A 26474-nucleotide genomic window follows, 5' to 3' on the forward strand; every position below is an offset into this window, starting at 1 on the left:
CCTCCAGCGCCGCGCGCTTTCGGCTATTTTGAATCGACGCTGAGATCGGCGCTTTCCGGCCTGTTCGCCGGGCGTCGGATCCGGTCGGGTTCCGGCCTTTATAATGCAATGCAGCATGATATAAAGACGACATTGGGGAGGAGGATTGAATGCAGGACAACAGACCACTTTGGGTGCCATCGCACGAAGCCGTGGCAAAAAGCCCGATCCATGCCTTCATGGAGCGCTGCAACGCCGAGTTCGGATTATCGCTTTCGGGCTTTGACGACCTGCATGCCTGGTCAGTCGCCGAGCGGGAGAAATTCTGGTCGACCGTCTGGGATTTCTGCGGCGTGAAGGGAAAACGCGGCGCGGAAGTCCTGATCGACGGAGACAGCATGCTCGGCGCCCGCTTCTTTCCCGACGCGACCCTGAACTTCGCCGAAAACCTGCTGCCCGGCCGCGGCGAGGGCGACGCCATCCTCTTTCGCGGCGAGGACAAGGTCGAGGATCGCTGGTCGTGGGACCGGCTGCGCAGGCTGGTGTCGAAGCTGCAGCAGGCCTTCCAGGCGCAAGGTATCCGCGAAGGCGACCGCATCGCAGCGATGATGCCGAACATGCCGGAAACCGTCGCCGCCATGCTGGCGGCTGCCTCGATCGGCGCCATCTGGTCGTCCTGCTCCCCCGATTTCGGCGAGCAGGGCGTGCTCGACCGTTTCGGCCAGATCGGCCCGAAGCTCTTCATCGCCTGCGATGCCTATTGGTATTCCGGCAAGCTGCAGGATGTCGGCACCAAGGTCGCTGCGGTGGCGAAAAGCCTGGGCGTGCCTGCGATCGTCGTCCACTATGCCGGCGATGGCGAGGCGGTGGCGAGCAGGACGCCGGGGGCTTCGACGCTGGAAGCCTTCATTGCACCCTATGAGGCAAGCGAGATCGAATTCACCCCACTCCCCTTCGCCCATCCGCTCTACATCCTCTTTTCATCAGGCACGACGGGCGTGCCGAAATGCATCGTTCATTCGGCCGGCGGTACGCTGTTGCAGCATCTGAAAGAGCAACGTCTGCATTGCGGCCTTGAGGCCGGCGAGAAGCTCTTCTACTTCACCACCTGTGGCTGGATGATGTGGAACTGGCTGGTGAGCGGCCTTGCCTGCGGTGCCACCCTCTGCCTGTTCGACGGTTCGCCGTTTGCCCCTGACGGCAACGTGCTGTTCGACTATGCCGAGGCCGAAAAATTCGTAATCTTCGGCACCTCGGCGAAATATATCGATGCGGTGCGCAAAAGCGGGCTGACGCCGCGCCAGAGCCATGATCTTTCCAGCCTGCGGCTGATGACGTCGACCGGCTCGCCGCTGTCGCCGGAGGGTTTCACCTTCGTTTATGAGGGCATCAAGACGGATGTGCAGCTCGCCTCGATCTCCGGCGGCACCGATATCGTCTCCTGTTTCGTGCTCGGCAATCCGCTGCAGCCGGTCTGGCGCGGCGAGATCCAGGGTCCGGGCCTCGGCCTTGCCGTCGACGTCTGGAGCGATGACGGCAAGCCGGTGCGCGGCGAGAAGGGCGAACTCGTCTGCACCAAGGCCTTCCCTTCGATGCCTGTCATGTTCTGGAACGATCCCGACGGCGCCAAGTATCGCGCCGCCTATTTCGACAGGTTCGACAATGTCTGGTGCCACGGCGATTTCGCCGAATGGACGGAGCATGGGGGCCTGATCATCCACGGCCGTTCGGATGCGACGCTCAATCCCGGCGGCGTGCGCATCGGCACGGCCGAGATCTATAATCAGGTGGAGCAGATGGAGGAGGTGGCCGAGGCGCTGTGCATCGGCCAGGAGTGGGACGACGACGTGCGCGTCATCCTCTTCGTCCGCCTGGCGGCAGGCGTGACGCTGACCGAGGATCTGGTCAAGGCGATCAAGACACGGATACGCACCGGCGCCTCGCCGCGCCACGTGCCGGCGAAGATCATCGCTGTGGCCGACATTCCCCGCACCAAGTCGGGCAAGATCGTCGAGCTTGCCGTGCGCGAGGTCGTGCATGGCCGGCCGGTGAAAAACCAGGAAGCGCTCGCCAATCCCGAGGCGCTGCAGCTCTTTGCGGGCTTAAGCGAGCTGAAGGACTGATAAGGAATCGTAAACTACGAGTTTTCACCATTCAGCAATCCCTTGTCATGGAAACCTTTCGTTAAGAAAGGTTAGGCAAAGGTTGGAGCAACTTGGGGGCCGCACATGAACGAGGCGGTCCGAAGCCCTGCAGCGCCGCGCGTCGCAGACGCGCAAAGGCGCTGTGGCACTTTGAGTTGCTGCATGATTCCCTAAATCGATTCCGATTTAAGGAATCATGCAGGCGGGCTTACGAAACATGACGTGGATCGACTGAGCTCTTGTTGAACAGCACCAAATTCAAGGCAGCCTCTGGCTGCCTTTTTTTCTGCGCCACAGATTGCGGATCAGCCGGCCAGCACGCGCTGCGACGGGAAGGTGATCTCGACGAGCGTGCCTTCGTTCGGCGCCGAATTGATCGAGAATGTCGCCCGGTTCGCATCGACCATCGCCTTGGTCAGCGGCAGGCCGAGCCCGGTGCCGTCGCCGCGATGGCGCGACTGGGTCGAGGAGACCTGCCGGAACGGCTTCATTGCCTGGTCGAGTTCGCTGCGCGTCATGCCGACGCCGGTATCGCGGACCCGCAATACGACGCTGCCGTTCGCCTCATAGGAGGTGGAAACGACGATCTGCCCGCCTGAAGGAGTGAAGCGGATGGCGTTCGACAGGATATTGAGCGCGATCTGCTTGATCGAGCGCAGATCCGCCACGACATCGGGCACCGCGTGCGACAATGCCGTGCGGATGATGACGCGCTGGCCATTCGCCTGCGGCTGCACCAGGGCGACCGCCTCCGAGACCGCCTCGTTGAGGCCGACGGCGGCAAAATCGAGATCCATCTCGCCCGCCTCGATCTTCGAAATGTCGAGGAGATCGTTGACAATGTCGAGGACATGCCGGCCGGAGCGGCCGATATCATTGGCATATTCGATGTAGCGGGGATGGCCGATCGGACCGAAGCGCTCGCCGGCCATCATGTCGGAAAAGCCGATAATGGCGTTGAGCGGCGTGCGGATTTCGTGGCTGACGCGGGCGAGGAAATCGGTCTTGTGGGCATTGGCGGTTTCGGCCGCGCCCTTGGCGTTGCGCAGCTCGTCCTCGGTGCGCTTCCACTGGGTGATGTCGCGGATGACGGCGCAATAACCGTTGGAGGAGGTGAGCCGGCCCATCGTCATGAACAGCGGCACGAAGCCGCCGGCGGCCTCGCGGCCGATCACTTCGCGCCCGTCGTTCAAGACGCTGGCCACACCATGGCCGGAAAGGCCGTGGAGATAGTCGAGCACCGCCTTCTGGCTTTCATGGGCAAACAGCATGACGAAGGGTTTGCCGCGCGTCTCCTGTTCGTCGTAATTGAAGAGCGCGCTCGCCGACCGGTTCATCGAGCGAATGTCGCCTTCGATGCCGATGACGACAACGCCGTCGGTCGCCGTTTCCAGGATCGAGCGCAATTCCTCGACCTCGACCTGAAGCTTGGCCACCTTCTCGACCATCCGCTCGGGACGGGCCTCGGACCGGCCGGCCTCAGTGCGGGCCTCTTCCTTGCCTGCCACCGGCATCAGCGCCAGCATCAAGGCGTTGGCATCTTCCCAGCGTACCGATTGCAGCCGCGCGGTCACCGGCGTCAGCGTATCGTCGGCCTTGACCAGCATCATGGTGCCGGAGCCTGCGGCATTCTCCTCAAGGTCGCGGCGCTGCAGCAGGGCTTCGATGCCGCCCACGTCGCGCAGCGCATCGAGGGACGAATAGCCCGTCAGCCGCATGAATTCGGGATTGGCATGCATCAGCGCGTCGCCGACATGGATGAGCACCGCGACAGGCAGCTGGTCGACCGTTCCGGCCGACAGCCCGTCGGTCATCTTGACGCGCGGCGGGATGAAGCTGGTGAGCACCTCGATCTGGCTGACGGTCTCCTCGAGCCCTTCCGTCGCCTCGTCCTCTTCTATTGCCGCGGGCCATTCAGCCTCTTCTCGCACCGCCTCGGCCGCATTCTCGAAGATCGCTTCCTGCGGCGCCATTTCCTCGGCCGAAGCGTTGTCGGCCGTATCGGCGAGCGGCATTTCGTCCTTGATAGTGTCCGGTTTCACGCTCTCTTCGAAAGCCGCCGTTTCCGCGGCGGCGTCCCTCGGCGCCGGAGCGGCAGGCTCTTCGTTGCGGGCGCCGAAGGCTTCCAGGCGCTTGGCGATTTCGCGAAAATTCGCCTGTTCGGCGGCCGTCAGCGCGGCGCCCGTGCTGTGAAGCTGAACGACCTTGTCGGTGAAACGGCGGTTGGGTGTTTCGACGATGCGAAGCGCCGGCGGTTCGTCTGCAGCATTGTCCCGGGCGGGTGTCTCGAGAGTCGTCTCTTCGCCGGTCTCCGCTGCCGGGGCCGTCTCTTCGGCCTGCGGCGCGGCGGCTGTCGGCGCGTCATCCCCGTTCGCATCCGCCACGGGCGGTTCCGCCGCGGCCTCCCGAGACGTGGCTTCCACATCATGCGCCGGTTCGGCGGCAGGCACGGCAATCGGCCCGAGGCTTGCCGCATCATGGCCGACGCCATCCTGGCCGAGCGTCAGGCCAAGCGCCAGCGGATCCTCCTGCGCATCGGAGAGCCTGACGACGCCGAAGCCGCGGAAACCGTCGAAGTCGCGGTTGCGGGTATAGGTCGGCAGGGCCGCGAGATCGACCGGAACGACGAGGCTGGTGCCTTCGACCGGCCAGAGGATCGTCTTGCCCGACCATGTGTCGCGGCGCGCGAGCACCTCGGACAGCTTGCCGTCCGGATCAAGGTTGAAGAGCGCGGCGATATCGCTGAAGGCGGAGCCGATGATGGCGGATGCATGCGGACCGACGGCCTCGGCAAATTCATGGCTGACTTCGTTGAACCGACCTTCCGCATCGATCTTCCAGACGAAGCGCGTGGCGCGGCTGTTCGGCCGGAAGACGAAGGCGGGTTGCGCGGCAGGCGCCGGGGCAGCCTCGGAAATCAATGACGCCGCAGCGGCCGGCGCTTCACTGGCCATTGCCGGCGCCTCTTCAACCGGCGTCTGGCTGGCTTCGGCCGGTTCTGCCGTCTCGTTCGTTTCCGCCGTCTCATCAGCGGAATGGGCCGCGCCGTCGTCAACAAGCTCGGCAGGCTCATCGGCTTCGTCCACACCGCTGCCGATCGTGCCGTCATCGTTTTCCGGCGCCGCGTCTTCGGCCGGATGCATCTCCGCAATCACTTCGTCGGCGGATGCGGCGGCGGCCTCTGCCGGCTGTTCGCTTTCGCCGGCGATCTCCTCGAGGGTCTCTTCGACCTCTTCAATATCAGACACCGCGTCGATGATCTCGGTGAAGCCGGTAGCGGCGACCGGCTCTTCCCGCAAAAGTTCGGCCGGCGGCGCGCTTGCTTCCCCCGCGGGCGCGTCAGCCGTCTGCGGGGATGCCTCGACTACGTTGGGCACGGGCGAAGTGACTGAATCGAGCACGGGCGCATCGACCGGGTCGAGATGACCGATCGCGGTCTCCACGGCAAACAGCAGATTGAGGGCCGGCTCGTCGCTGAGCTTGCCGACTGCGGCGGGGAGATAACCCTTGCCGGTGGCGACCGGGCGTTTCACCAGCCGGTCGGGATGCGCACCGGCAAGGTTGATCAGCGTCTTGGCGGTTTCGCCTGAGATGGCGAGCGAGGCAAAGCCCGGTGAGGCCGCGATGACCTCGCCATTGCCGCCGATCACAGCCATATGCGTGTCGGGGTCGTCGAGCCCCCGCAGCATCTGTGCCGCCGAAGCCCCTGCCGCCAGCGGCCTTGCCGCAACCGGCACTGAAAAGAGGATGGCCTTCTCGCCTTGGGAAAGCCGGATCAATTCGGCCGCCGCCTGCACCTGCACGCGCTGGAAGCCTTTGGCGACGCGGATCATCAGGCTTCTGTTGTCGCCGACATCGGCGAGTTGGCGCGCCGCCGTTTCCAGCTGGCGAAAGGTGATATCGCCGCGATCAACGCCCTGGTCGAGCAGATCATAGACCGCCGAATGGCCGAAAAGCTCTGCACCGGCACCGTTTGCCCAGAGCAGGCGGGCAAGATCGGCCGAAAACAGCACCATCGCCTCGCCGCGTGAAAAGCGTTCCCGCACCCGCGCATGCACGGCGATATCGATGAACGGATATTGGACTGCGGGCATGATCGAACCTTGTCGCTGTCGGCCTTCTAAATTAACGGCTTATTAATAACTGCAGGTCGCATGCCGGTCCAGAACAGCAGGGTAGTTTCGGCCCACAGGGTTAACGACTTGTGCGCCGCACAATAATTGTTGCAATGCACAATGAAATGCCCTATATAGACGTCATTCGATGATCACAGGCAGCGACTGCCTCAACCCAAAGGAATGCGACATGGCTACCATAAAGACCGATGACGTTTTTTCAATCGCTTCTTTCGACCCGTCCAAGCTCGCGGAATCCTTCCGCGAATTCGCTGAAAAGGGCGCACAGCAGTCGAAAGACGCCTATGCCAAGCTGAAGACCGCCGGCGAAGAAGCCGGCAAGACGCTCGAAGCCACGGTCCAGACGGCCCAGGCCGGCACCGTCGAGATCGGCCTGAAGGCAATCGACGTCCTGCGCGTCAATGCCGAGAGCTCGCTCTCGCACATGGAAGCGCTGCTCGGCGTCAAGTCGGTCGCCGAATTCGTCGAGCTGCAGACTTCGTTCCTGCGCAAGCAGGCCGAACTCGCCGTCAACCAGGCGAAGTCGATGCAGGAAACCACCAAGCAGGTTGCCGAAAAGCTCGCAAAGCCCTCTAAGGAAGCCGCCGAAAAGGCCATGGCCTCCTTCAAGGTTGCCTGATCGGTCTTTGCCGATTGCAAACAAAAGGCTGGACCCCGCGTCCAGCCTTTTTGTATATTGACGAGGAATGGGGCTTGAATTCATCGCCAAGTCCTCGTATGTGACCCCCATCGCGCCCGGCGCGGTTTATGCGGTTGTAGCTCAGTTGGTTAGAGCGCAGGTTTGTGGCACCTGAGGTCGGAGGTTCGAGACCCCCCAACCGTACCATCTCCCCACGTCAAGTCGCTTTTGAGCAAGACGTTTCAGCCAACGGCATTTTCGAACGAAATTCTCGCTGCAGATGCTGAGGTAGTCTGCAAATCGCAAGCTTTTGGAAGCCAATTGTGCGGCGCCCTCAACAACTCGACGCTCCGACCGCGAGTTGCTGCTTATTTGCCACATCAAATCGAACATTTGCAAAGGCACAACCGCCCATATGGTGCGATAGTGCCATCTGAGCTACATGTGCAGCACACAATAGCACCAAGGTCCGCAATTGCGACGATCCGCCACTCGATCCCGAAGAATCCCCCCACGCCAGCATGTCGCGGAAGATGCGAACAGCGAAGCTTACTTCGCCGCAAGAGAGGCGGGGATAGCGTTCGGAGCGTCGAAACATGCGGAGCCGATGTCGGCGAACCTCAGACTTACTAAATTTCAGCACATGAACGTAACGTCAATTTAAGTGCCGCATGTCAGCAATTGAGGAAGTTCGGACGGGCAGAGCGCAGGATCCTGGAATATGTCTTGTAGCCCTTGAAAGCGGTTGCGAAGGAAGCGTTTCATTAGCGCTAGTTGCCAACGCCAAGAAGATTCCTGAACAGAAATGAAGCTTTTGGTTGAAGTTTCCCCTTTTATGAAGCAGAGGGAAACTGGCATTAGGCGCGGCCGATTGGAATAGGCAAACGGGGATTTTATGACGGACCTTATTACTCCGCTGAAGATCGTTGACACGACTGGCGATAACAAAGTTGACGGGCTTCTTGATCTCTATGCCTGGGACGGAACGATAACCTATGCGTTTCCCACGACCTCGACATTTTATGACTATGGCCCGGAGAAAAACTATTCTTTCTCTTCAATTTCGTCGCAGCAGCAGTCTCTCGCGTTGTACTTTATGGAGCAGTCCTATGGGAGTGCTGCAAATGACGGCTTCTCCGTCGAGGGGTTCACGAACGCCAACTTTGAGGTAGGAAGCGCGGGCACCGCAACGGTGCGGTTCGCTCAATCGTCTCTGCCGGACACGGCATGGGCCTATTTACCGGGTGCCGATGGGCGGGGTGGCGATGTCTGGTTCGGGACGGGATATGCTGGCACTGAAGACGATCTTCGCTTTCCGAGGTTCGGCAACTATGCGGGCCATACCTTGGCGCATGAGCTGGGTCACGCTCTCGGGCTGAAACATGCTCACGAAGCGGGTGATTTCAATGGGATAGTCGTTCCGAACGCCTACGACTCGCTCGAATATACGATTATGACTTACCGCACATATGTCGGAGACAATGCGGATGGGCTCGAGTATGAGCATGATGGCGCGCCACAAACCTTCATGATGCTCGACATCGCCGCCTTGCAGGAAATGTATGGTGCGGACTATACGACGAACAGTGGCGATACCGTCTACAAGTGGAATCCCAACCAGGGCATCACCTACGTCAATGGGGTGGCAGCCATCACGCCCGCAGCCAACAGGGTTTTCGCAACAATCTGGGACGGCGGCGGTACCGATACCTATGACCTGAGTGCCTATACCAGCGCCCTCAAGATCGACTTGCATGCAGGGGGGTACTCGGTCTTTTCCCAGGGGCAGTTGGCCTATCTGGGCGGTGGTCCGAACGGTGGCTATGCCCGCGGCAACATTTTCAACGCCCTTCTTTATCACGACAATGTCGCGTCGTTGATTGAGAACGTTAAGGCCGGCTCCGGCAACGATACGATTGTCGGCAACGAGGCGGACAATACGCTCTGGGGCAATGCCGGAAACGATACCCTTACTGGCGACTCCGGCAATGACACACTCGATGGCGGTGCCGGAAACGACAAGCTGTCGGGCGGGGTGGGTAACGACGTCTACATCGTAGACAATGCCAACGACACCGTGATCGAGAATGCCAATGAGGGTACGGACACGGTCCGGACGACGGGTGGGGATTTTACACTTGGCACTAACGTCGAAAACCTGACCTACATCGGCACCGATGGGTTCGCCGGTTATGGCAATGCGGCGGACAATGTAATTACCGGCGGGACGAGATCTGATTGGCTGGATGGGAAGTCCGGCGCCGACACGCTGATCGGTGGTGCGGGTGATGATACCTATACCGTCGATAGTCTCGGCGATGTCGTGGTCGAGGCGACCGACGGCGGCGTTGACAGAATCCTGACCGACCTTACTGCTTATTCGCTGGCGGGGATCGCCAATGTCGAGAATCTAGTCCTCCTGAGCAACGGCAATTCTACCGGCACCGGCAACAGTCTCGACAATACAATTACGAGTGCAGCGGGCAACGACACGCTCTCTGGTGGGGCAGGCAACGATACTCTGGACGGTGGCCAAGGAACTGACTCGCTTACCGGGGGGACCGGCAACGATATTTATGTCATTCGCGACGTCGGCGATACTATCATCGAAAATGCCGACGAGGGCGTCGATACGGTGCAGACGTATCTTACGGGCTACACACTGGGCGCCAACCTCGAGAACCTCACCTATCGCGGACCTTGGGTGTTTGGTTTTGTGGGCACGGGCAATAATCTCGATAACGTGATCACCGGGGGTGGTGCCGCCGATACGCTTTCCGGCGGCGCCGGCGATGACACGCTGGACGGCTGGGCAGGTGCGGATACCTTGATCGGGGGTGTGGGCAACGACACCTATATCATCGACAATGCCGGCGTCCTCGTCACCGAAGCGGCCAATGGGGGGATCGACACGGTTCGCACGGCATTGGCGACCTATGCGCTTGCCGCCAATGTCGAGAACCTCACCTATACCGGCACGGCAGCCTTTACCGGGACAGGCAATAACCTCGCCAACACGATCAAGGGCGGGGCAGGTGCCGACACCCTGGACGGAAAGGCCGGAGCAGACATACTGATCGGCGGTGTGGGCGACGACACCTATATTGTCGATAACGTTGCCGACGTCGTGACTGAAAGGCCGAATGAAGGATCCGATCTGACCAAGACGACGCTTTCTTCCTATGCTTTGACCAATAATGTTGAAAATCTGATCTTTATCGGCACCGGCGATTTTGCTGGTACCGGAAACAGACTTGGCAACACGATCACCGGCGGTGCCGGCAACGATACGCTTGACGGCGGCGCCGGCAACGACACGCTTGATGGCGGCGCCGGCGACGACATCTATGTGGTCGACAGTGCGAGCGACGTGATCAAGGACAGCGCCGGCACCGACGAAATCCGCACGGCGCTTGCAGCCTACTCGATCGCCGCATTGGTCAATGTCGAGAACCTGACGTATACGGGATCCGCCAGCTTCACCGGCAACGGGAATGCGCTTGCCAACACGATCACCGGCGGTATCGGCAATGACACGCTTGATGGCGGGGTCGGTGCGGACAGCTTGATCGGTGGTGAAGGCGACGACACCTATATCGTCGACAATGCCGGCGACATCGTTACCGAAGCCGCCGATGAAGGGACCGACACGGTTCGCACGGCATTGGCGAACTATGCGCTTGGCAGCGATGTCGAGAACCTCACCTACACCGGCACGGCAGCCTTTACCGGAACAGGCAATAGTCTCGACAACACGATCACGGGTGGCGCAGGTGCCGACACGCTGGACGGCAATGCCGGAGCAGACGTGCTGAGCGGCGCAGCCGGCAACGACACCTATATTGTCGATGACGTGGGCGATGTGGTCACCGAAGGGGTGAATGCAGGAACCGATCTGATCAAGACGGTGCTTTCAAGCTATACGCTCGGCAACAATGTCGAGAACCTGCTCTATACGGGATCCGCCAGCTTCACCGGCACCGGCAATGCGCTCGTCAATACGATCACCGGCGGCGCCGGCAATGATACGCTTGACGGTGGCGCCGGCAACGACACGCTTGATGGCGGCGCCGGCGACGACATCTATGTGGTCGACAGTGCGAGCGATGTGATCAAGGACAGCGCCGGCACCGACGAAGTCCGCACGGCGCTTGCAGCCTACTCGATCGCCGCATTGGCCAATGTCGAGAACCTGACCTATACGGGATCCGCCAACTTCACCGGCACCGGCAATGCGCTGGCCAACATGATCACCGGCGGCGCCGGCAATGATATGCTGAATGGCGGGGCGGGTGCGGACAGCTTGATCGGTGGCGCGGGCAACGACACCTATATCGTCGACCATGCCGGCGACCTCGTCATCGAAGCGGCCGACGCGGGGATCGACACGGTTCGCACGACGCTGGCAAGCTATACGCTTGACAGCGATGTCGAGCATCTCACCTATATCGGCACGACCGCCTTTGTCGGAACAGGCAATGATCTCGACAACACGATCACGGGTGGGGCTGCCGCCGATACGCTTTCCGGCGGCGCCGGCAACGATACGCTGAATGGCGGAGCCGGGGCCGATCGTTTGATCGGTGGTGCCGGCGACGACACCTATATCGTCGACAATGCCGGCGGCATCGTCACCGAAGCCGCCGATGAGGGGATCGACACGGTTCGCACGAACCTGAGTGCCTACACATTGGGTGTCAATGTCGAGAACCTCACCTACATCGGCACGGCAGCCTTTGTCGGGATAGGCAATAGCCTCGACAACACGATTACAAGTGGGGCTGCCGCCGATACGCTTTCCGGCGGCGACGGCAATGATACGCTGAATGGCGGCGCGGGGGCCGATCGTTTGATCGGCGGTGCTGGCGACGACACCTATGTTGTCGACAATGCCGGCGACATCGTCACCGAAGCCGCCGACGCCGGGACCGACACGGTTCGCACGACACTGGCAGGCTATACGCTCGGCAACAATGTCGAGAATCTGACCTATACCGGATCGGCCAACTTCAGCGGCGCCGGCAATGGTCTCGCCAACACGATTACCGGCGGCGCCGGCAATGACATGCTGAATGGCGCGGCAGGTGCGGACACCTTGATCGGTGGTGCGGGCCACGACACCTATATCGTCGACGATGCCGGCGACCTCGTCACCGAAGCCGCCGATGAGGGGACCGACACGGTTCGCACGAACCTGGCGAGCTATACGCTTACCGGCAATGTCGAGAACCTGAGCTTTGCAGGAACGGGGGCGTTCGCTGGTACCGGCAACAATCTCGACAACACGCTCACGGGCGGCGCTGCTGCCGATACGCTTTCCGGCGACGCCGGCAATGACACGCTGAATGGCGGGGCCGGTACGGACAGCTTGATCGGCGGTGAGGGTGACGACACCTACATCGTCGACAATGCCGGCGACATCGTCACCGAAAGCGCCGATGAGGGAGCCGACACGGTTCGCACGACACTGACGAGCTATACGCTTGGCAGCGACGTCGAGAACCTGAGCTTTGTCGGCACGGCAGCCTTTGCCGGGACAGGCAATAGCCTCGCCAATACGATCACCGGCGGCGCCGGCAATGACACGCTTGATGGCGCGGCCGGTGCGGACAGCTTGATCGGTGGTGCGGGCAACGACACCTATATCATCGACAATGCCGGCGACATCGTCACCGAAGCGGCCGTCGTCGGTATCGACACGGTTCGCACGACGCTGGCCGCCTACACACTGGGGGCGAATGTCGAGAACCTGCAATATACGGGATCCGCCAGCTTCACCGGCACCGGCAATGCGCTCGTCAATACGATCACCGGCGGCGCCGGCAATGATACGCTTGACGGTGGCGCCGGCAACGACACGCTTGATGGCGGCGCCGGCGACGACATCTATGTGGTCGACAGTGCGAGCGATGTGATCAAGGACAGCGCCGGCACCGACGAAGTCCGCACGGCGCTTGCAGCCTACTCGATCGCCGCATTGGCCAATGTCGAGAACCTGACCTATACGGGATCCGCCAACTTCACCGGCACCGGCAATGCGCTGGCCAACATGATCACCGGCGGCGCCGGCAATGATATGCTGAATGGCGGGGCGGGTGCGGACAGCTTGATCGGTGGCGCGGGCAACGACACCTATATCGTCGACCATGCCGGCGACCTCGTCATCGAAGCGGCCGACGCGGGGATCGACACGGTCCGCACGACGCTGGCAAGCTATACGCTTGGCAGCGATGTCGAGCATCTCACCTATATCGGCACGACAGCCTTTGCCGGAACAGGCAATGATCTCGACAACACGATCCTGGGTGGCGCTGCCGCCGATACGCTTTCCGGCGGCGACGGCAACGATACGCTGAATGGCGGGGCTGGAGCCGATCACATGATCGGTGGTGCCGGCGACGACACCTATATCGTCGATCATGCCGGCGACGTCGTCACCGAAGTCGCCAGCGCCGGGACCGACACGGTTCGCACAACGCTAGCAAGCTACACCCTTGGCAGCGATGTCGAACATCTCACCTACCTCGGCACGGCGGCCTTTGCCGGCACAGGCAACAGCCTCGACAACACGATCATGGGTGGCGCTGCTGCCGATACGCTTTCCGGCGGTGCCGGCAACGATACGCTGAATGGTGGAGCCGGGGCCGATCGTTTAATCGGCGGGACGGGCGATGACACCTATATCGTCGACAATGCCGGCGACATCGTCACCGAAGCCGCCGACGCGGGGACAGACACGGTCCACACGGCGCTTGCAAGCTATACGCTCGGCAGCAATGTCGAGAACCTGACCCATACCGGGTCCGGCAACTTCAGCGGCGCCGGCAATGCGCTCGCCAACACGATCACCGGCGGTGCCGGCAATGATGTGCTGAATGGCGGGGCAGGTGCGGATACCTTGATCGGTGCGGCTGGCAACGACACCTATATAGTCGACAATGCCGGCGACATGGTCACGGAAAGCGCTAACGCGGGGATCGATACGGTTCGCACGAACTTGGCGAGCTATATGCTCACCAGCAATGTCGAGAACCTGAGCTTCGCAGGAACGGGGGCGTTCGCCGGAACAGGCAATGCGCTGGACAACGTTATCGTCGGCGGCAGTGGTTCCAATACGCTGACAGGCGGCGCCGGCAACGATATCCTCACTGGTGGAGCGGCAGCCGACCTCTTCGCTTATTCGGCGAACTGGGGTCATGACACGATCACAAACTTCGTGGCAACCGGCTCCGCACATGACACGATCTCGATCGATCATGGCATCTTCGCCGATTGGGAATCGCTTTTTGCGGCAACCGAGCAGTCCGGCAATGATACAATCATCACAGCCGATTCCGACAACACCATAACGTTGAGGAACGTTGCTCTTTCAAGCCTGCAGTCGTGGGACTTCTTGTTTGCTTGATCGCTGCTCGGACCTCGCGGCACCTTTTTCGCCCTGAAGGAGGCTAAACCCGTAACAGCGTGCCTACGTTGTTGCGGGCGCAGCTCTTTCGACCTGTGGCAGGAGCCGCAGCGAGGTTCGTGCAGTGAGGTCGTGAAGTGCACGTGCGACCTCCCGAGCGCAGGGACGAAAACCAGGATCCTGGCGACTAAATGGAACCTGTGCCATCCCGGGCCGTTCTCCAAGCTGACGGGAGAATTTGCATGTCGAAAACCCTTCTCTACGGCGCGACCAAGATCGACGAGACAAACAGCGCCTATGCGCCGATCGAAAGCCTTGCCGCCTTCCAGTGGAAGAACCGTGTCTTCGTTCTTTTCGCCGATAGGGACCATGCCCGCGCGGCGCGCCAGGAAAACCAGCTGCTGGCCGACCGCAGCGCGCTCGGTGAGCGCGATATGGTGGTGCTGAAGGTCTCGGGCAGCAAGGTGCGGGCGCTTTTCGGCGCTGCCGATGGCCTCGACGGCGAAGCGATCCGCCACGACCTCGAGGGGCCGGAGGCCGGAGAATTCGCTGCCTTCCTGCTGGGCAAGGACGGAACCGTCAAACTCAAGCTCAGCGAGCCGATCACCAATGGTGAGCTCTTCGCCATTATCGACAGCATGCCGATGCGCGCGGAGATGCTGAAGTCGGACAGATAGCCCCGACGAACATTGCAAACATGAAGGGAGGCGGTCATGTCCGTGCCCAACGAACCCATTCCCGATCAGCCGCCGATGCCGGCACCCGGCTGGAAGCCGGTGCCGCCGATCACCGAACCGGAGCCTGACCGGCTTCCGGATGAAGCGCCGGTTCCCAATCCCGATGAGAACGACGAGCCGGCCAAGCACGTTTGCGGGATCTAAAGGAAGATCTGCCGTTCGGCGCTGACGAGTTCCTGCAGGAAGTCGACGACACTGCGGACGCGCACGAGGTCGCGCGCCGTTTCGTGATAGGTCGTCCAATAGGCGCGGCGGATCGAAATCTCAGGCAGGATACGCTGGAGCTCCGGATACTGCCGGGCGATATAATCGTGCAGAATGCCGATGCCGGCGCCGGATCGCACCGCCTCCGTCTGGCCGATCGCCGTCGAGATTTCGAAGCCGGCGTCCCAGCTGCGCATCACCTCGCCGGAGAAATTCAGCGAGGCGGTGAAGAGCAGGTCCTCGACATAGCCGATACGCGGATGCGCCTTCAGCGCCTCGACATCGCCGGGCCTGCCGTGGGCAGCGAGATAATCACGCGAGGCATAGAGGCCGAGCGTGTAATCCGTCAGCTTGGAGGAAACGAGACGGCCTTGTTCCGGACGTTCCAGCGTGATGGCGATATCCGCCTCGCGCTGCGACAGCGAGAAGGAGCGCGGCACCGGCACGAGCTGGATCTTCAATTCCGGATGGCGCTCGATCAGCCTGCCCATGCGCGGCGCCAGAAACGAGACGCCGAACCCGTCGGGCGCGCCGACGCGCACCGTGCCGGCGATTGCCGTGTCGGTGTGGCCGAGATTGGCCTGCACGGCCAGCATTTCGGTTTCCATGCGCTCGGCGGCGTGCAGGAAGATCCCGCCTTCGGCCGTCAGCTCGCAGCCATTCGTGCGGCGGATGAAAAGCCGCGTCTTCAGCGCCTCTTCGAGCGACGTCAGCCGCCGTGAAAGCGTGGCGTGGTTGAGCCCCAGTCGCTTCGAAGCGGCAAGAATCTGCCCGGTGCGGGCAACGGCGAGGAAAATGCGGACATCGTCCCAGTTCATGGCTTGGCACGCATCGCAATCGGATCGACGTCCATCAGCGTCATTGATGTCACCATGCCGGCCGTCTCACGCTTGTATTTGAGGAAATGCGGCGTCTGCAGATGGGCCTCGTAGGCTTCCTGGTCGGCGTAGACCTCGAGGATGCGGATCTGGTTTGGATTGTCCCGGATGGAAACGGCGTTGAGTGAGAGAACGCCGTCTTCCAGCGCAAGCGACGCCTCGATTTCTTCTGCGAGCAAGGCGCAATAAGCTTCGAGCGTCTCCGGATCGATCTCCAGCTCCGCCACTCTGACAACAGGTTTCCGGCTCATCGGTTCGACCTTCCCTGGGGTTTGACTTGTCCTTGCGCCGTACCAAGTTTGGGGGCAGCAATAAGTGTCATCGGGCTACAATATGCGCACAACGGTTCCTTATATCAGCGCATTGATTTGTGCAAATTGAAGTGCGATTGTAGACCATCCCAAAAACAGGAGGAGCACCCATGCGTGAGATCGGTCATTTCATTGGCGGCAAGGAAGTCGCCGGCACCAGCGGCCGCGTGAGCAATGTTTATAATCCGGCAACCGGCGAAGTGCAGGCGACCGTCGCGCTCGCAAGCGTCGAGGAACTGCGCGCCGCCGTCGAAAACGCCAAGGCCGCGCAGCCGAAATGGGCTGCCACCAATCCGCAGCGCCGCGCCCGCGTCTTCTTCAAGTTCGTCGAACTCTTGAACAAGCACATGGATGAGCTTGCCGAAATGCTCTCCAAGGAGCACGGCAAGACGATCGAAGACGCCAAGGGCGACGTCATCCGCGGCCTCGAAGTCTGCGAGTTCGTCTGCGGCATCCCGCATCTCGCCAAGGGCGAGTTCACCGAGGGTGCGGGTCCGGCGATCGACATGTATTCCATCCGTCAGCCGGTCGGCATCGGCGCCGGCATCACCCCCTTCAACTTCCCCGGCATGATCCCGATGTGGATGTTTGCGCCGGCGATCGCCTGCGGCAACGCCTTCATCCTGAAGCCCTCCGAGCGTGATCCCTCCCTGCCGATCCGCCTTGCTGAACTGATGATCGAAGCCGGACTGCCGGCCGGCATTCTCAACGTCGTCAACGGCGACAAGGGCGCGGTCGATGCAATCCTCACCGATCCCGATATCGGTGCCGTCTCCTTCGTCGGCTCGACGCCGATCGCCCGCTACGTTTACGGCACCGCGGCCATGAACGGCAAGCGCGCCCAGTGCTTCGGCGGCGCCAAGAACCACATGATCATCATGCCGGATGCCGACATGGACCAGGCCGTCAACGCGCTGATGGGCGCAGGCTACGGTTCGGCCGGCGAGCGCTGCATGGCGATCTCGGTTGCCGTCCCGGTCGGCGAAGAGACCGCCAATCGCCTTGTCGAGAAGCTGACGCCGAAGATCGAATCGCTGCGCATCGGCCCCTATACCGACGACAAGGCCGATATGGGGCCGCTGGTCACCAAGGATGCCTACACACGGGTGCGCGGCCTGATCGACCGCGGCGTCGAGGAAGGCGCCAAGCTCGTGGTCGACGGCCGCGATTTCAAGCTCCAGGGCTATGAAGACGGCTATTTCGTCGGCGGCTGCCTGTTCGATCACGTGACGCCCGAGATGGACATCTACAAGACCGAAATCTTCGGACCTGTTCTCTCCGTCGTCCGCGCCAAGAACTACGAGGAAGCGCTGTCGCTGCCGATGAAGCACGAATACGGCAACGGTGTCGCGATCTACACGCGTGACGGCGATGCCGCCCGCGATTTCGCCTCGCGCGTCAATATCGGCATGATCGGCATCAACGTTCCGATTCCGGTTCCGCTCGCCTACCACTCGTTCGGCGGCTGGAAGGCCTCGAGCTTCGGCGATCTCAACCAGCACGGCACGGACTCGATCAAGTTCTGGACCAAGACCAAGACCGTCACCGCCCGCTGGCCCTCCGGCATCAAGAGCGGCGCCGAATTCGTCATGCCGACGATGAAGTGATCGGCACGATCAATCGACCTGCAATTCGGGGGCCTTTCGGCCCCCGTTTTATCTGATCTGCCGGAAACCCGGCGCGCCGCCGCATCGGCACTGCTTTCCATCCGCACGTCCGAGCGAAGGCAGGCATCATCGATGACGACCCAGAGGGTTTCGGTGCAGATTTGACGTCGCGGCAAATGGCCTCATAAGCTGAATGCGAATTTCATATTTTGGAATTGTTCAAAACTGCCAAACCGCCTATATAGGTCTGAACAGGCACGAGTCAGGAGATCGGCATGCGGTTGACGAAGCAGACCAACTATGCGGTTCGCATGTTGATGTATTGTGCTGCCAATGAAGGGCAGCTGAGCCGCATCCCGGAGATCGCCAAGGCTTACGGCGTTTCCGAGCTCTTTCTTTTCAAGATCCTTCAGCCGCTGAACAAGGCAGGTCTGGTCGAGACCGTGCGCGGCCGCAACGGCGGCGTGCGCTTGGGCAAGCCGGCGGCCGACATCACCCTCTTCGATGTGGTGCGGGTCACGGAAGACAGTTTCGCCATGGCCGAATGCTTCGAGGATGACGGCATGGTCGAATGCCCGCTGGTCGACAGCTGCGGCCTGAATTCGGCGCTGCGCAAGGCGCTCAATGCCTTCTTCGCCGTGCTGTCGGAATATACGATCGACGACCTCGTCAAGGCACGGCCGCAGATCAATTTCCTTCTGGGACTGACCGGTGAGCAGGCCTATCGCAAGCCCGCGATCGTTGCCCCGGCCGCCTGAATTCACGGAAGAACAGACTTGTAAACCGCGGTTGCCCCGGCAGCCGCGGTTTGGTTTGCGTCGTTTTCGCCCTCGCGGATGCGGGAAATGGTCATTATGCGCAGCTGAGGGGCGCAAATGTCCAAAATGCGACGAAATTCCGCTGATTTTTATCCGAATATTTCTAATTGAGGCTGATTTTTGACTGAAAATTTCTAAAATTGTCCAACTGGAAAAATTTTCTCCGTAGCCCGTTGCTTTCAGTAGATAAATGTCGTTCCATCGACCGTCGATCGGGATGCTAATCTGCGGTCTCCAGACATTAAAAAAGAACAACCGGGAAACAAATATTATGAAAAAGATCTCTGTCATGCTGGCAGCGACGGCCCTGATTTCGGTCATGGCGACGTCGGCCTGGTCCAAGACCCTTGTTTATTGCTCCGAGGGTTCGCCGGAAGGCTTCGACCCGAGCCTTTATACGTCGGGCACGACCTTCGACGCCTCGTCGCGCACGGTCTACAGCCGCCTCGTCGAATTCAAGCATGGCGGCACCGAGATCGAACCCGGGCTCGCCGACAGCTGGAGCGTTTCGGCCGACGGCACGGAATACACCTTCAAGCTTCATCCCGGCGTCAAGTTCCAGACCACCGACTTCTTCACGCCGACGCGCGATTTCAACGCCGACGACGTCGTGTTCTCCTTCGAGCGCCAGCTGAAGTCCGACAATCCCTGGAACAAGTATGTCGAGGGCGGTTCCTACGAATACGCTGCCGGCATGGGCTTTCCGGAGCTGATCAAGTCGGTCGAAAAGGTCGATGACCTCACCGTCAAGTTCACGCTCAACCATCCTGAAGCGCCGTTCCTGGCCGATCTCGCCATGGATTTCGCCTCGATCGTCTCCAAGGAATATGCCGACAAGCTTGCCGGCGACGGCAAGATGGCGCAGCTCAACCAGCAGCCGCTCGGCACCGGCCCCTTCACCTTCGTCGCTTATCAGCCGGATGCCGTCATCCGCTACAAGGCGAACGAAAGCTATTTCAAGGGCAAGGAAAAGATCGACGATCTGGTTTTCGCTATCACCTCTGACGCCGCTGTGCGCGCTCAGAAGCTGAAGGCCGGCGAATGCCACCTGATCCCCTATCCGAATGCCGCCGACGTTCCGGAACTGAAGAAGGATGGAAATCTGACCGTTCAGGAACAGGCCGGCCTCAATGTCGGCTTCCTCGCCTACAACACCCAGATGGCGCCGTTCGACAAGCCGGAAGTCCGCCGTGCGCTGAACATGGCAATCAACAAGCAGGCTGTTATCGACGCCGTCTTCCAGGGTGCGGCCGCCGTTGCCAAGAACCCGATCCCGCCGACCATGTGGTCCTATAACGACGCCGTTCAGGACGACAAGTATGATCCTGAGGCCGCCAAGAAGGCGCTTGCCGATGCCGGCGTCAAGGATCTCAGCATGAAGGTCTGGGCGATGCCGGTGTCGCGTCCCTACATGCTGAACGCGCGCCGCGCCGCCGAACTGATCCAGGCGGATTTCGCCAAGATCGGCGTCAAGGTCGAGATCGTCACCCATGAATGGGCCGAATATCTGAAGCTCTCCTCCGACGTAAAGCGCGACGGCGCCGTCATCCTCGGCTGGACCGGCGACAATGGCGATCCTGACAACTTCATGGATACGCTGCTCGGCTGCGATGCCGTCGGCGGCAACAACCGCGCCCAGTGGTGCAACAAGGAATATGACGACCTGATGACCAAGGCCAAGCTGACGGCCGACGTCGGCGAGCGCACCAAGGCCTATGAGCAGGCGCAGCTCATCTTCAAGAAGGAAGCCCCCTGGGCGACCCTCGACCACTCGCTCGTCTTCGTTCCGATGAGCAAGAAGGTCTCGGGCTTCAAGATGGACCCGCTCGGCATTCACCGTTTCGACGGCGTCGACGTATCCGAATAACAAGAATAATGTAAGAATGCCCGGCAGAGCTGGGCGCAGCCGGCGGTCAGGAACCCCCTGACCGCCGGAAACTATTGGACATCTGCCATGTTGCGTTTTTTCATCGGCCGCCTCGCGGTGCTGATCCCGACATTCCTCGGCGTTTCCCTGATTGCCTTCTCGTTCATCCGCCTGCTTCCTGGCGATCCCGTCATGCTGCTCTCGGGTGAGCGTGTCATGGCGCCGGAGCGGCACGCCCAGATCATGCACGATCTCGGCTTCGACCGGCCGATGTATGCGCAATATTTCGATTACCTCGGAAAAGTGCTGCAGGGCGATCTCGGCACCTCGATCGTCACCAAGCGACCGGTGCTCGGCGAGTTTCTGACGCTGTTTCCGGCGACGCTCGAGCTTTCCTTCTGCGCCATCATCCTCGCGGTCTGTCTTGGCGTGCCCGCCGGCATCTTTGCTGCCGTCAAGCGAGGCACGTGGTTCGATCAAAGTGTGATGGGCGTCGCCCTGATCGGTTATTCCATGCCGATTTTCTGGTGGGGCCTGCTGCTCATCATCTTCTTCTCCGGCTATCTTGGCTGGACGCCGGTTTCCGGCCGTATTTCGCTGATGTATTTCTTCAAGCCGGTCACGGGCTTTATGCTGATCGACAGCCTGCTGTCTGGACAGAAGGGGGCTTTTGCCTCCGCGGTCAGCTATCTCATTCTGCCGACCATCGTGCTGGCGACCATCCCGCTCGCCGTCATCGCCCGCCAGACACGTTCGGCGATGCTTGAAGTTCTCGGCGAAGATTATGTCCGCACCGCGCGCTCGAAAGGCCTGAAGCCCTTGCGCGTCGTCGGCGTGCATGCGCTGCGCAATGCGATGATCCCCGTCATCACCACGATCGGCCTGCAGATCGGCGTTCTTCTCGCCGGCGCCATTCTCACCGAGACGATCTTCTCCTGGCCGGGCATCGGCAAATGGATGGTCGATTCGGTGTTCAAGCGCGATTACGCCGTGGTCCAGGGCGGTCTCCTGCTGATCGCCGGCGTCATCATGCTCGTCAATCTGATTGTTGATGTCCTCTACGGCTTCATCAACCCGCGCATTCGTCACTAGGAGCGGTCCATGAGCACGGTCACCGTCAAAACCGGCCAGCCATCCGCTCTTGCGGAATTCTGGCATTATTTCTCCCGCAACAAGGGCGCCGTCATCGGCCTCGTGGTCTTCATCCTCATTCTGGTCGTTGCCGTCTTCGCGCCGGTCTTTGCGCCGCATGCGCCGAACGAGCAGAATCGCCAGGTGCTGCTCGCCGTGCCGGCGTGGATGGAGGGCGGCAGCGCCTCATTCCCACTCGGAACGGATGCCGTCGGCCGCGATATCCTCTCACGCCTGATCTACGGCGCGCGCTTCTCGCTCTTCATCGGCGTCGTCGTCGTCACGCTTTCGGTCATCTGCGGCGTTTTGATCGGCCTCGTCGCCGGATATTTCCGCGGCAGGATCGATACGGCGATCATGCGCCTGATGGATATCATCCTGGCCTTCCCGTCGCTGCTGCTCGCTCTCGTACTGGTGGCCGTGCTCGGGCCCGGCCTGACCAACGCGATGATCGCGATTTCGCTGGTCAACCAGCCGCATTTCGTCCGCCTGACGCGCGCCTCGGTCATTTCGGAACGTGAGAAGGAATATGTGATCGCCTCGCGTGTCGCCGGTGCCGGCACGCTGCGCCTGATGTTCAAGACGATCCTGCCGAACTGTCTTGGGCCGCTGATCGTCCAGGCGACGCTCGCCTTCTCGGCGGCGATCCTCGATGCTGCAGCCCTCGGCTTTCTCGGCATGGGCGCGCAGCCGCCGACACCCGAATGGGGCACGATGCTCGCCGAATCCCGCGAGTTCATCTCGCGCGCCTGGTGGGTCGTAACATTCCCGGGTCTTGCCATCCTCATCACCGTTCTCGCCATCAACCTGATGGGCGACGGCCTGCGCGATGCGCTTGACCCCAAGCTGAAGAGGTCGTGATGCCGCTCCTCGAAATCGAAAATCTGACTGTCGAATTCCAGACCTCATCAGGTCTTTTCCGCGCCGTCGATGGCGTATCGCTTAGCTGCGACAAGGGCGAAATCCTGTCGGTCGTCGGTGAATCCGGCTCGGGAAAATCCGTCGCCATGCTCGCCCTGATGGGGCTTTTGCCCTGGACGGCGAAAATCACCGCCGACCGCATGCAGTTCGACGGCCAGGACTTGCGCGGCATTTCCGGTCGTCAGCGCCGCAAGATCGTCGGCAAGGACATGGCGATGATCTTCCAGGAGCCGATGTCGAGTCTTAACCCGTGCTTCACGGTCGGATTCCAGCTCGGCGAGACCTTGCGTGTCCATATGGGCCTCAACCGGAAGCAACGCCGCGAGCGGTCGATCGAGCTCCTGAGCCTCGTCGGTATTCCGGCGCCGGAAGACCGGCTGTCGAATTTCCCGCACCAGATGTCGGGCGGCATGAGCCAGCGCGTCATGATCGCCATGGCGCTCGCCTGCAATCCGAAGCTGCTGATCGCCGACGAGCCGACGACGGCGCTCGACGTGACGATCCAGGCGCAGATCCTCGATCTGCTGGTGCGCCTGCAGAAGGAACAGGGCATGGCGCTGGTGCTGATCACCCACGACATGGGTGTCGTTGCCGAAACCGCCGAGCGCGTGCAGGTGCAATATGCCGGCCAGAAGGTCGAGGAGCAGCCGGTGAAGGCGTTGTTCCGCGATCCGCATCATCCCTATACGGCAGCCCTGCTCGCCGCGCTGCCGGAACGCGCCCAGGTCGGCCATCGTCTCCCCTCGATCGCCGGCGTCGTGCCCGGCCAGCATGGCCGTCCGACCGGCTGTCTGTTCGCGCCGCGCTGCGGCTATGCTACTGTCGAATGCGATCGCGGCGTCGTCCGCCAGGGACCGGAGCTCGGCCTGGCGCTCTGCAACTATCCTTTGAAAGACGGCAAGCCCCTCGGGCATCCCGGCGTCATGGTCAATGAAACTGCAGGAGACCTGGTATGACGGGCGCTGTTCTCGAGGGCAGGGATCTCGCCCGCTTCTACACCGTCAATCGCGGTCTCTTCAAAGCCGACGCCACCGTCAAGGCGCTGAACGGCGTCAGCTTCAGCCTCCATTCCGGCAAGACACTCGCCGTCGTCGGCGAATCCGGCTGCGGCAAGTCGACGCTCGCCCGTCTGGTCACCATGATCGAGGACCCGACGGCCGGGGAATTGCTGATCGACGGCAAGCCTGCGCGCATCGGCGACCGCAGCCTGCGCAGCCAAGTACAGATCGTCTTTCAGAATCCTTACGGCTCGCTCAACCCGCGCCAGAAGGTCGGCTCGATTCTGGAAGAGCCGCTGAAGATCAACACCGATCTCGATGCCGCCGCCCGACGCCGCAAGGTCGAGGAGATGATGGCCCGCGTCGGCCTGCGTCCGGAACACCATGGTCGTTATCCCCATATGTTCTCCGGCGGCCAGCGCCAGCGCATCGCCATCGCCCGCGCCCTGATGCTGCGGCCGAAGGTGCTGGTGCTCGACGAACCGGTTTCGGCCCTCGACCTGTCGATCCAGGCGCAGGTGCTGAACCTGTTGATGGATCTGCAGAAGGAGATGGGGCTTGCCTATCTCTTCATCTCGCACGGTCTCTCCGTCGTCCACCACATCGCCGATGAGGTGATGGTGATGTATCTCGGCCGTCCGGTCGAGACCGGTCCGGCGGCCGAGGTCTTCGCCCGGCCGCGCCATCCCTATACCGCCGCCCTGCTATCGGCGACGCCGATCGCCGATCCGGAGCGCGCCAAGAACCGCATCCGCCTTCAGGGCGAGCTGCCGTCGCCGCTGAAGCCGCCGTCCGGCTGTCACTTCAATCCGCGCTGCTGGAAGGCGCAGGATTATTGCCGTCAGGTTTCTCCCGAACTAAGTGGAGAAGGTGAGCAAAAATATGCCTGTCACTTCCCCCTCGACTAAGCGGGAAAACGGAGCCTCGGAGGGATCATGCCGGAAGAGCGGTTGAACAAGCCCCCTGCGATCATCGTCATGGGGGTCAGCGGCTGCGGCAAGTCCTCCGTCGGCGAGAAGCTGGCGGCCACCCTGCACCTCGCCTTCATCGAAGGCGATGCGCTGCATCCGGCCGCCAATGTCGAGAAGATGTCGAAGGGCATTCCACTGACCGACGCGGACCGGATGCCCTGGCTCGACCGCATCGGTGCAGACATCAAGGCCTCGCTTGCAAAAAGCGAGGGCATCATCGTCTCCTGCTCGGCGCTGAAGCGCGTCTATCGCGACAGGCTGCGAGCTGCGGCCGGCGGCAACCTGCTCTTCGTTTACCTCGAAGGCTCCAAGGCCTTGCTGACCAAACGCATGGGCGAGCGCAAGGGCCATTTCATGCCGGTCTCGCTGCTCGAAAGCCAGCTGGCGACGCTGGAGGTGCCCACAGGCGAGCCGGGCGTCGTCACCGTCGATATCGACGATACGATCGACGGCATTGCGGCAACGGCGCTCAAGGGCCTGGCCTCGCTCGGCGTTACGGGTTGAAACGCTCAGGTGAATAGGCCGCAATATCGATGAATGGTTTTTCGCCGGTGATGAGCTCGGCGAGCACCCGGCCGGTCACCGGCCCGAGCGTCAGCCCGTGATGGGCGTGGCCGAAGGCAAACCACAAGCCCTGATGGCGCGGCGCCTTGCCGATAACAGGCATCATGTCAGGCGTGCAGGGACGCGCGCCCATCCAGGGTTCGGGATCGAGCCTGTCGCCGAGCGGGAAGATCGTGCGCGCCACGGCTTCGGCCCGGTCGAGCTGGACCGGCGTCTTCGGCGCGTCGAGCGGTGCGAACTCCGCTCCCGTCGTCAGCCGGATGCCGCGGCGCATCGGCGCCAGGAGATAGCCGCGTTCGGCATCGAGCATCCAGTTGTTGAGCACCGCATCGCCCTTGGCGGCATAATGCATGTGATAGCCGCGCTTCACGCCGAGCGGGAAGGAATAGCCGAGCCGGCGCGTTGCGAGCGCTGCCCAGGGGCCGAGCGCGATCACCGCATCGTCGGCTTCGAGCGGGCCTTCCCCAGTCATGATCTTCCAGCCGGAGCCGAACGGGCCGAATGAGGCGGCGTCGCCTGTGACGAAGCGGCCGCCGAGGCTTTCGAAATAGCCACGATAGGCTGAGGTCAGCGCATGCGGGTCGAGCACCGACCACGGATCGCGCCAGCGGATACCGCCGGCAAAATCGCCCGTCATGTCAGGCTCCATGCGGGCGATATCGGCCGACGTCAGGCTGTCATAGTCCACCCCGAATTCATTCTGCCAGAGTGCGGCCTCCGCCAGGGCCTCGTCTCGCCTGGCCTGCGTGCGGAAAATCTTTATCCAGCCATCCCTGCGGATCAGCGCTTGCGCCTCTGACGCCTCGATCAGATCCTTGTGCTCGGCAATCGAATGTTGGATCAGTGGCGCATAGGCGCGGGTGATCACCGCGTGGCGGCGGGCATTGGAATTCCACCAGTAGCGGGCGAGAAAGGCGAGCTGGCTCGGCAGCGTGCTGAAATGGTAATGCGCATCGATGCGGTTATTCAAAGCATAACGCAGCAAGAGGCCGAGCTGCTGCGGAAAGCCGTAGGGCGCCACACCTTCGCGCTGGATCAGGCCGGCATTGCCGAAGGAGGTTTCGCTGCCCGGATCCCTGCGGTCGATCAGTGTCACCTGCCGTCCGCGTCGCTGAAGATGGATGGCCGCCGACACGCCGACGATACCGGCGCCGAGCACGATTGCGTTTTTGGTCATTCCCCTG

At 61.6% G+C, this 26474-nt stretch carries 17 protein-coding genes and 1 tRNA gene; 14 read left to right on the forward strand and 4 right to left on the reverse strand.

Going from position 1 to position 26474, the window contains the following annotated elements; all coding sequences use genetic code 11:
- The first annotated feature begins 149 nt into the window (after positions 1-149).
- Positions 150-2102 (forward strand): acetoacetate--CoA ligase, encoded by a 1953-nt coding sequence (locus AMC88_RS03805; RefSeq protein ID WP_064824846.1) that lies wholly within the window; start codon positions 150-152, stop codon positions 2100-2102.
- Positions 2103-2428: 326 nt separating this feature from the next.
- Here the strand turns inward: AMC88_RS03805 and AMC88_RS03810 are convergent, their stop codons facing one another.
- Positions 2429-6217: a sensor histidine kinase gene (locus AMC88_RS03810; protein WP_064824847.1), complete on the reverse strand. Its 3789-nt coding sequence runs from the start codon at positions 6215-6217 to the stop codon at positions 2429-2431.
- A gap of 211 nt (positions 6218-6428) precedes the next feature.
- Between AMC88_RS03810 and AMC88_RS03815 the strand changes: the two genes are divergently transcribed.
- The 5 genes from AMC88_RS03815 to AMC88_RS33515 all read left to right on the forward strand — a co-directional run bounded on the left by AMC88_RS03815 (position 6429) and on the right by AMC88_RS33515 (position 15164).
- On the forward strand, positions 6429-6878 hold the full coding sequence (locus AMC88_RS03815) for a phasin (protein ID WP_012482731.1): 450 nt from the start codon (positions 6429-6431) through the stop codon (positions 6876-6878).
- 130 nt (positions 6879-7008) lie between these two features.
- Positions 7009-7085, forward strand: a tRNA-His gene (locus AMC88_RS03820).
- 688 nt (positions 7086-7773) lie between these two features.
- Positions 7774-14283 carry a M10 family metallopeptidase C-terminal domain-containing protein gene (locus AMC88_RS03825; RefSeq protein WP_064829861.1) on the forward strand — a complete coding sequence of 2170 codons (6510 nt, stop codon included), beginning with the start codon at positions 7774-7776 and terminating at the stop codon, positions 14281-14283.
- A gap of 242 nt (positions 14284-14525) precedes the next feature.
- Positions 14526-14960: a DUF4174 domain-containing protein gene (locus AMC88_RS03830; RefSeq protein WP_010023104.1), complete on the forward strand. Its 435-nt coding sequence runs from the start codon at positions 14526-14528 to the stop codon at positions 14958-14960.
- Positions 14961-14996: 36 nt separating this feature from the next.
- Positions 14997-15164 (forward strand): hypothetical protein, encoded by a 168-nt coding sequence (locus AMC88_RS33515; protein WP_004676176.1) that lies wholly within the window; start codon positions 14997-14999, stop codon positions 15162-15164.
- On the opposite strand, the gene AMC88_RS03835 is transcribed toward AMC88_RS33515, so the two are convergent.
- Entirely contained in the window at positions 15161-16042 is an 882-nt protein-coding gene (locus tag AMC88_RS03835; RefSeq protein WP_004676177.1) for a LysR family transcriptional regulator, read from the reverse strand. The genes AMC88_RS33515 and AMC88_RS03835 overlap by 4 nt on opposite strands.
- Positions 16039-16353, reverse strand: a complete 315-nt coding sequence (locus AMC88_RS03840) for a putative quinol monooxygenase (protein ID WP_004676178.1) — start codon at positions 16351-16353, stop codon at positions 16039-16041. The genes AMC88_RS03835 and AMC88_RS03840 overlap by 4 nt, the downstream gene beginning before the upstream one ends.
- A gap of 170 nt (positions 16354-16523) precedes the next feature.
- Here AMC88_RS03840 and AMC88_RS03845 point away from each other — a divergent pair, with 170 nt between their 5' ends.
- The 8 genes from AMC88_RS03845 to AMC88_RS03880 all read left to right on the forward strand — a co-directional run bounded on the left by AMC88_RS03845 (position 16524) and on the right by AMC88_RS03880 (position 25230).
- The gene (locus AMC88_RS03845; protein ID WP_012482734.1) at positions 16524-18020 is read left to right on the forward strand and encodes a CoA-acylating methylmalonate-semialdehyde dehydrogenase; all 1497 of its coding nucleotides are present in this window, start codon (positions 16524-16526) and stop codon (positions 18018-18020) included.
- Between the two features lie 275 nt (positions 18021-18295).
- On the forward strand, positions 18296-18778 hold the full coding sequence (gene rirA / locus AMC88_RS03850; protein WP_011424096.1) for an iron-responsive transcriptional regulator RirA: 483 nt from the start codon (positions 18296-18298) through the stop codon (positions 18776-18778).
- A gap of 331 nt (positions 18779-19109) precedes the next feature.
- Entirely contained in the window at positions 19110-20705 is a 1596-nt protein-coding gene (locus AMC88_RS03855) for an ABC transporter substrate-binding protein (protein WP_064824849.1), read from the forward strand.
- Positions 20706-20792: 87 nt separating this feature from the next.
- On the forward strand, positions 20793-21797 hold the full coding sequence (locus tag AMC88_RS03860) for an ABC transporter permease subunit (RefSeq protein ID WP_004676182.1): 1005 nt from the start codon (positions 20793-20795) through the stop codon (positions 21795-21797).
- 9 nt (positions 21798-21806) lie between these two features.
- On the forward strand, positions 21807-22697 hold the full coding sequence (locus AMC88_RS03865; RefSeq protein WP_012482735.1) for an ABC transporter permease subunit: 891 nt from the start codon (positions 21807-21809) through the stop codon (positions 22695-22697).
- Positions 22697-23713, forward strand: a complete 1017-nt coding sequence (locus AMC88_RS03870; protein WP_004676184.1) for an ABC transporter ATP-binding protein — start codon at positions 22697-22699, stop codon at positions 23711-23713. The genes AMC88_RS03865 and AMC88_RS03870 overlap by 1 nt, the downstream gene beginning before the upstream one ends.
- On the forward strand, positions 23710-24663 hold the full coding sequence (locus AMC88_RS03875) for a peptide ABC transporter ATP-binding protein (RefSeq protein WP_012482737.1): 954 nt from the start codon (positions 23710-23712) through the stop codon (positions 24661-24663). The genes AMC88_RS03870 and AMC88_RS03875 overlap by 4 nt, the downstream gene beginning before the upstream one ends.
- A 27-nt stretch (positions 24664-24690) precedes the next feature.
- On the forward strand, positions 24691-25230 hold the full coding sequence (locus tag AMC88_RS03880) for a gluconokinase (protein WP_064824850.1): 540 nt from the start codon (positions 24691-24693) through the stop codon (positions 25228-25230).
- Here AMC88_RS03880 and AMC88_RS03885 read toward each other — a convergent pair.
- The gene (locus AMC88_RS03885) at positions 25220-26467 is read right to left on the reverse strand and encodes an NAD(P)/FAD-dependent oxidoreductase (protein WP_064824851.1); all 1248 of its coding nucleotides are present in this window, start codon (positions 26465-26467) and stop codon (positions 25220-25222) included. The genes AMC88_RS03880 and AMC88_RS03885 overlap by 11 nt on opposite strands.
- Positions 26468-26474 lie beyond the last annotated feature (7 nt).

It is taken from the genome of Rhizobium phaseoli (genome assembly GCF_001664385.1).
Lineage (GTDB): Bacteria > Pseudomonadota > Alphaproteobacteria > Rhizobiales > Rhizobiaceae > Rhizobium > Rhizobium phaseoli.

Excerpts from the sequence above, each read along its gene's own strand:
- AMC88_RS03865 (WP_012482735.1), top strand. The coding sequence starts at position 21,807 with ATGAGCACGGTCACCGTCAAAACCGGCCAGCCATCCGCTCTTGCGGAA.
- AMC88_RS03815 (WP_012482731.1), top strand. The coding sequence starts at position 6,429 with ATGGCTACCATAAAGACCGATGACGTTTTTTCAATCGCTTCTTTCGAC.
- AMC88_RS03845 (WP_012482734.1), top strand. The coding sequence starts at position 16,524 with ATGCGTGAGATCGGTCATTTCATTGGCGGCAAGGAAGTCGCCGGCACC.
- rirA (WP_011424096.1), top strand. The coding sequence starts at position 18,296 with ATGCGGTTGACGAAGCAGACCAACTATGCGGTTCGCATGTTGATGTAT.
- AMC88_RS33515 (WP_004676176.1), top strand. The coding sequence starts at position 14,997 with ATGTCCGTGCCCAACGAACCCATTCCCGATCAGCCGCCGATGCCGGCA.
- AMC88_RS03830 (WP_010023104.1), top strand. The coding sequence starts at position 14,526 with ATGTCGAAAACCCTTCTCTACGGCGCGACCAAGATCGACGAGACAAAC.
- AMC88_RS03810 (WP_064824847.1), bottom strand. The coding sequence starts at position 6,217 with ATGCCCGCAGTCCAATATCCGTTCATCGATATCGCCGTGCATGCGCGG.
- AMC88_RS03860 (WP_004676182.1), top strand. The coding sequence starts at position 20,793 with ATGTTGCGTTTTTTCATCGGCCGCCTCGCGGTGCTGATCCCGACATTC.
- AMC88_RS03880 (WP_064824850.1), top strand. The coding sequence starts at position 24,691 with ATGCCGGAAGAGCGGTTGAACAAGCCCCCTGCGATCATCGTCATGGGG.
- AMC88_RS03855 (WP_064824849.1), top strand. The coding sequence starts at position 19,110 with ATGAAAAAGATCTCTGTCATGCTGGCAGCGACGGCCCTGATTTCGGTC.
- AMC88_RS03875 (WP_012482737.1), top strand. The coding sequence starts at position 23,710 with ATGACGGGCGCTGTTCTCGAGGGCAGGGATCTCGCCCGCTTCTACACC.
- AMC88_RS03835 (WP_004676177.1), bottom strand. The coding sequence starts at position 16,042 with ATGAACTGGGACGATGTCCGCATTTTCCTCGCCGTTGCCCGCACCGGG.
- AMC88_RS03870 (WP_004676184.1), top strand. The coding sequence starts at position 22,697 with ATGCCGCTCCTCGAAATCGAAAATCTGACTGTCGAATTCCAGACCTCA.
- AMC88_RS03805 (WP_064824846.1), top strand. The coding sequence starts at position 150 with ATGCAGGACAACAGACCACTTTGGGTGCCATCGCACGAAGCCGTGGCA.
- AMC88_RS03825 (WP_064829861.1), top strand. The coding sequence starts at position 7,774 with ATGACGGACCTTATTACTCCGCTGAAGATCGTTGACACGACTGGCGAT.
- AMC88_RS03840 (WP_004676178.1), bottom strand. The coding sequence starts at position 16,353 with ATGAGCCGGAAACCTGTTGTCAGAGTGGCGGAGCTGGAGATCGATCCG.
- AMC88_RS03885 (WP_064824851.1), bottom strand. The coding sequence starts at position 26,467 with ATGACCAAAAACGCAATCGTGCTCGGCGCCGGTATCGTCGGCGTGTCG.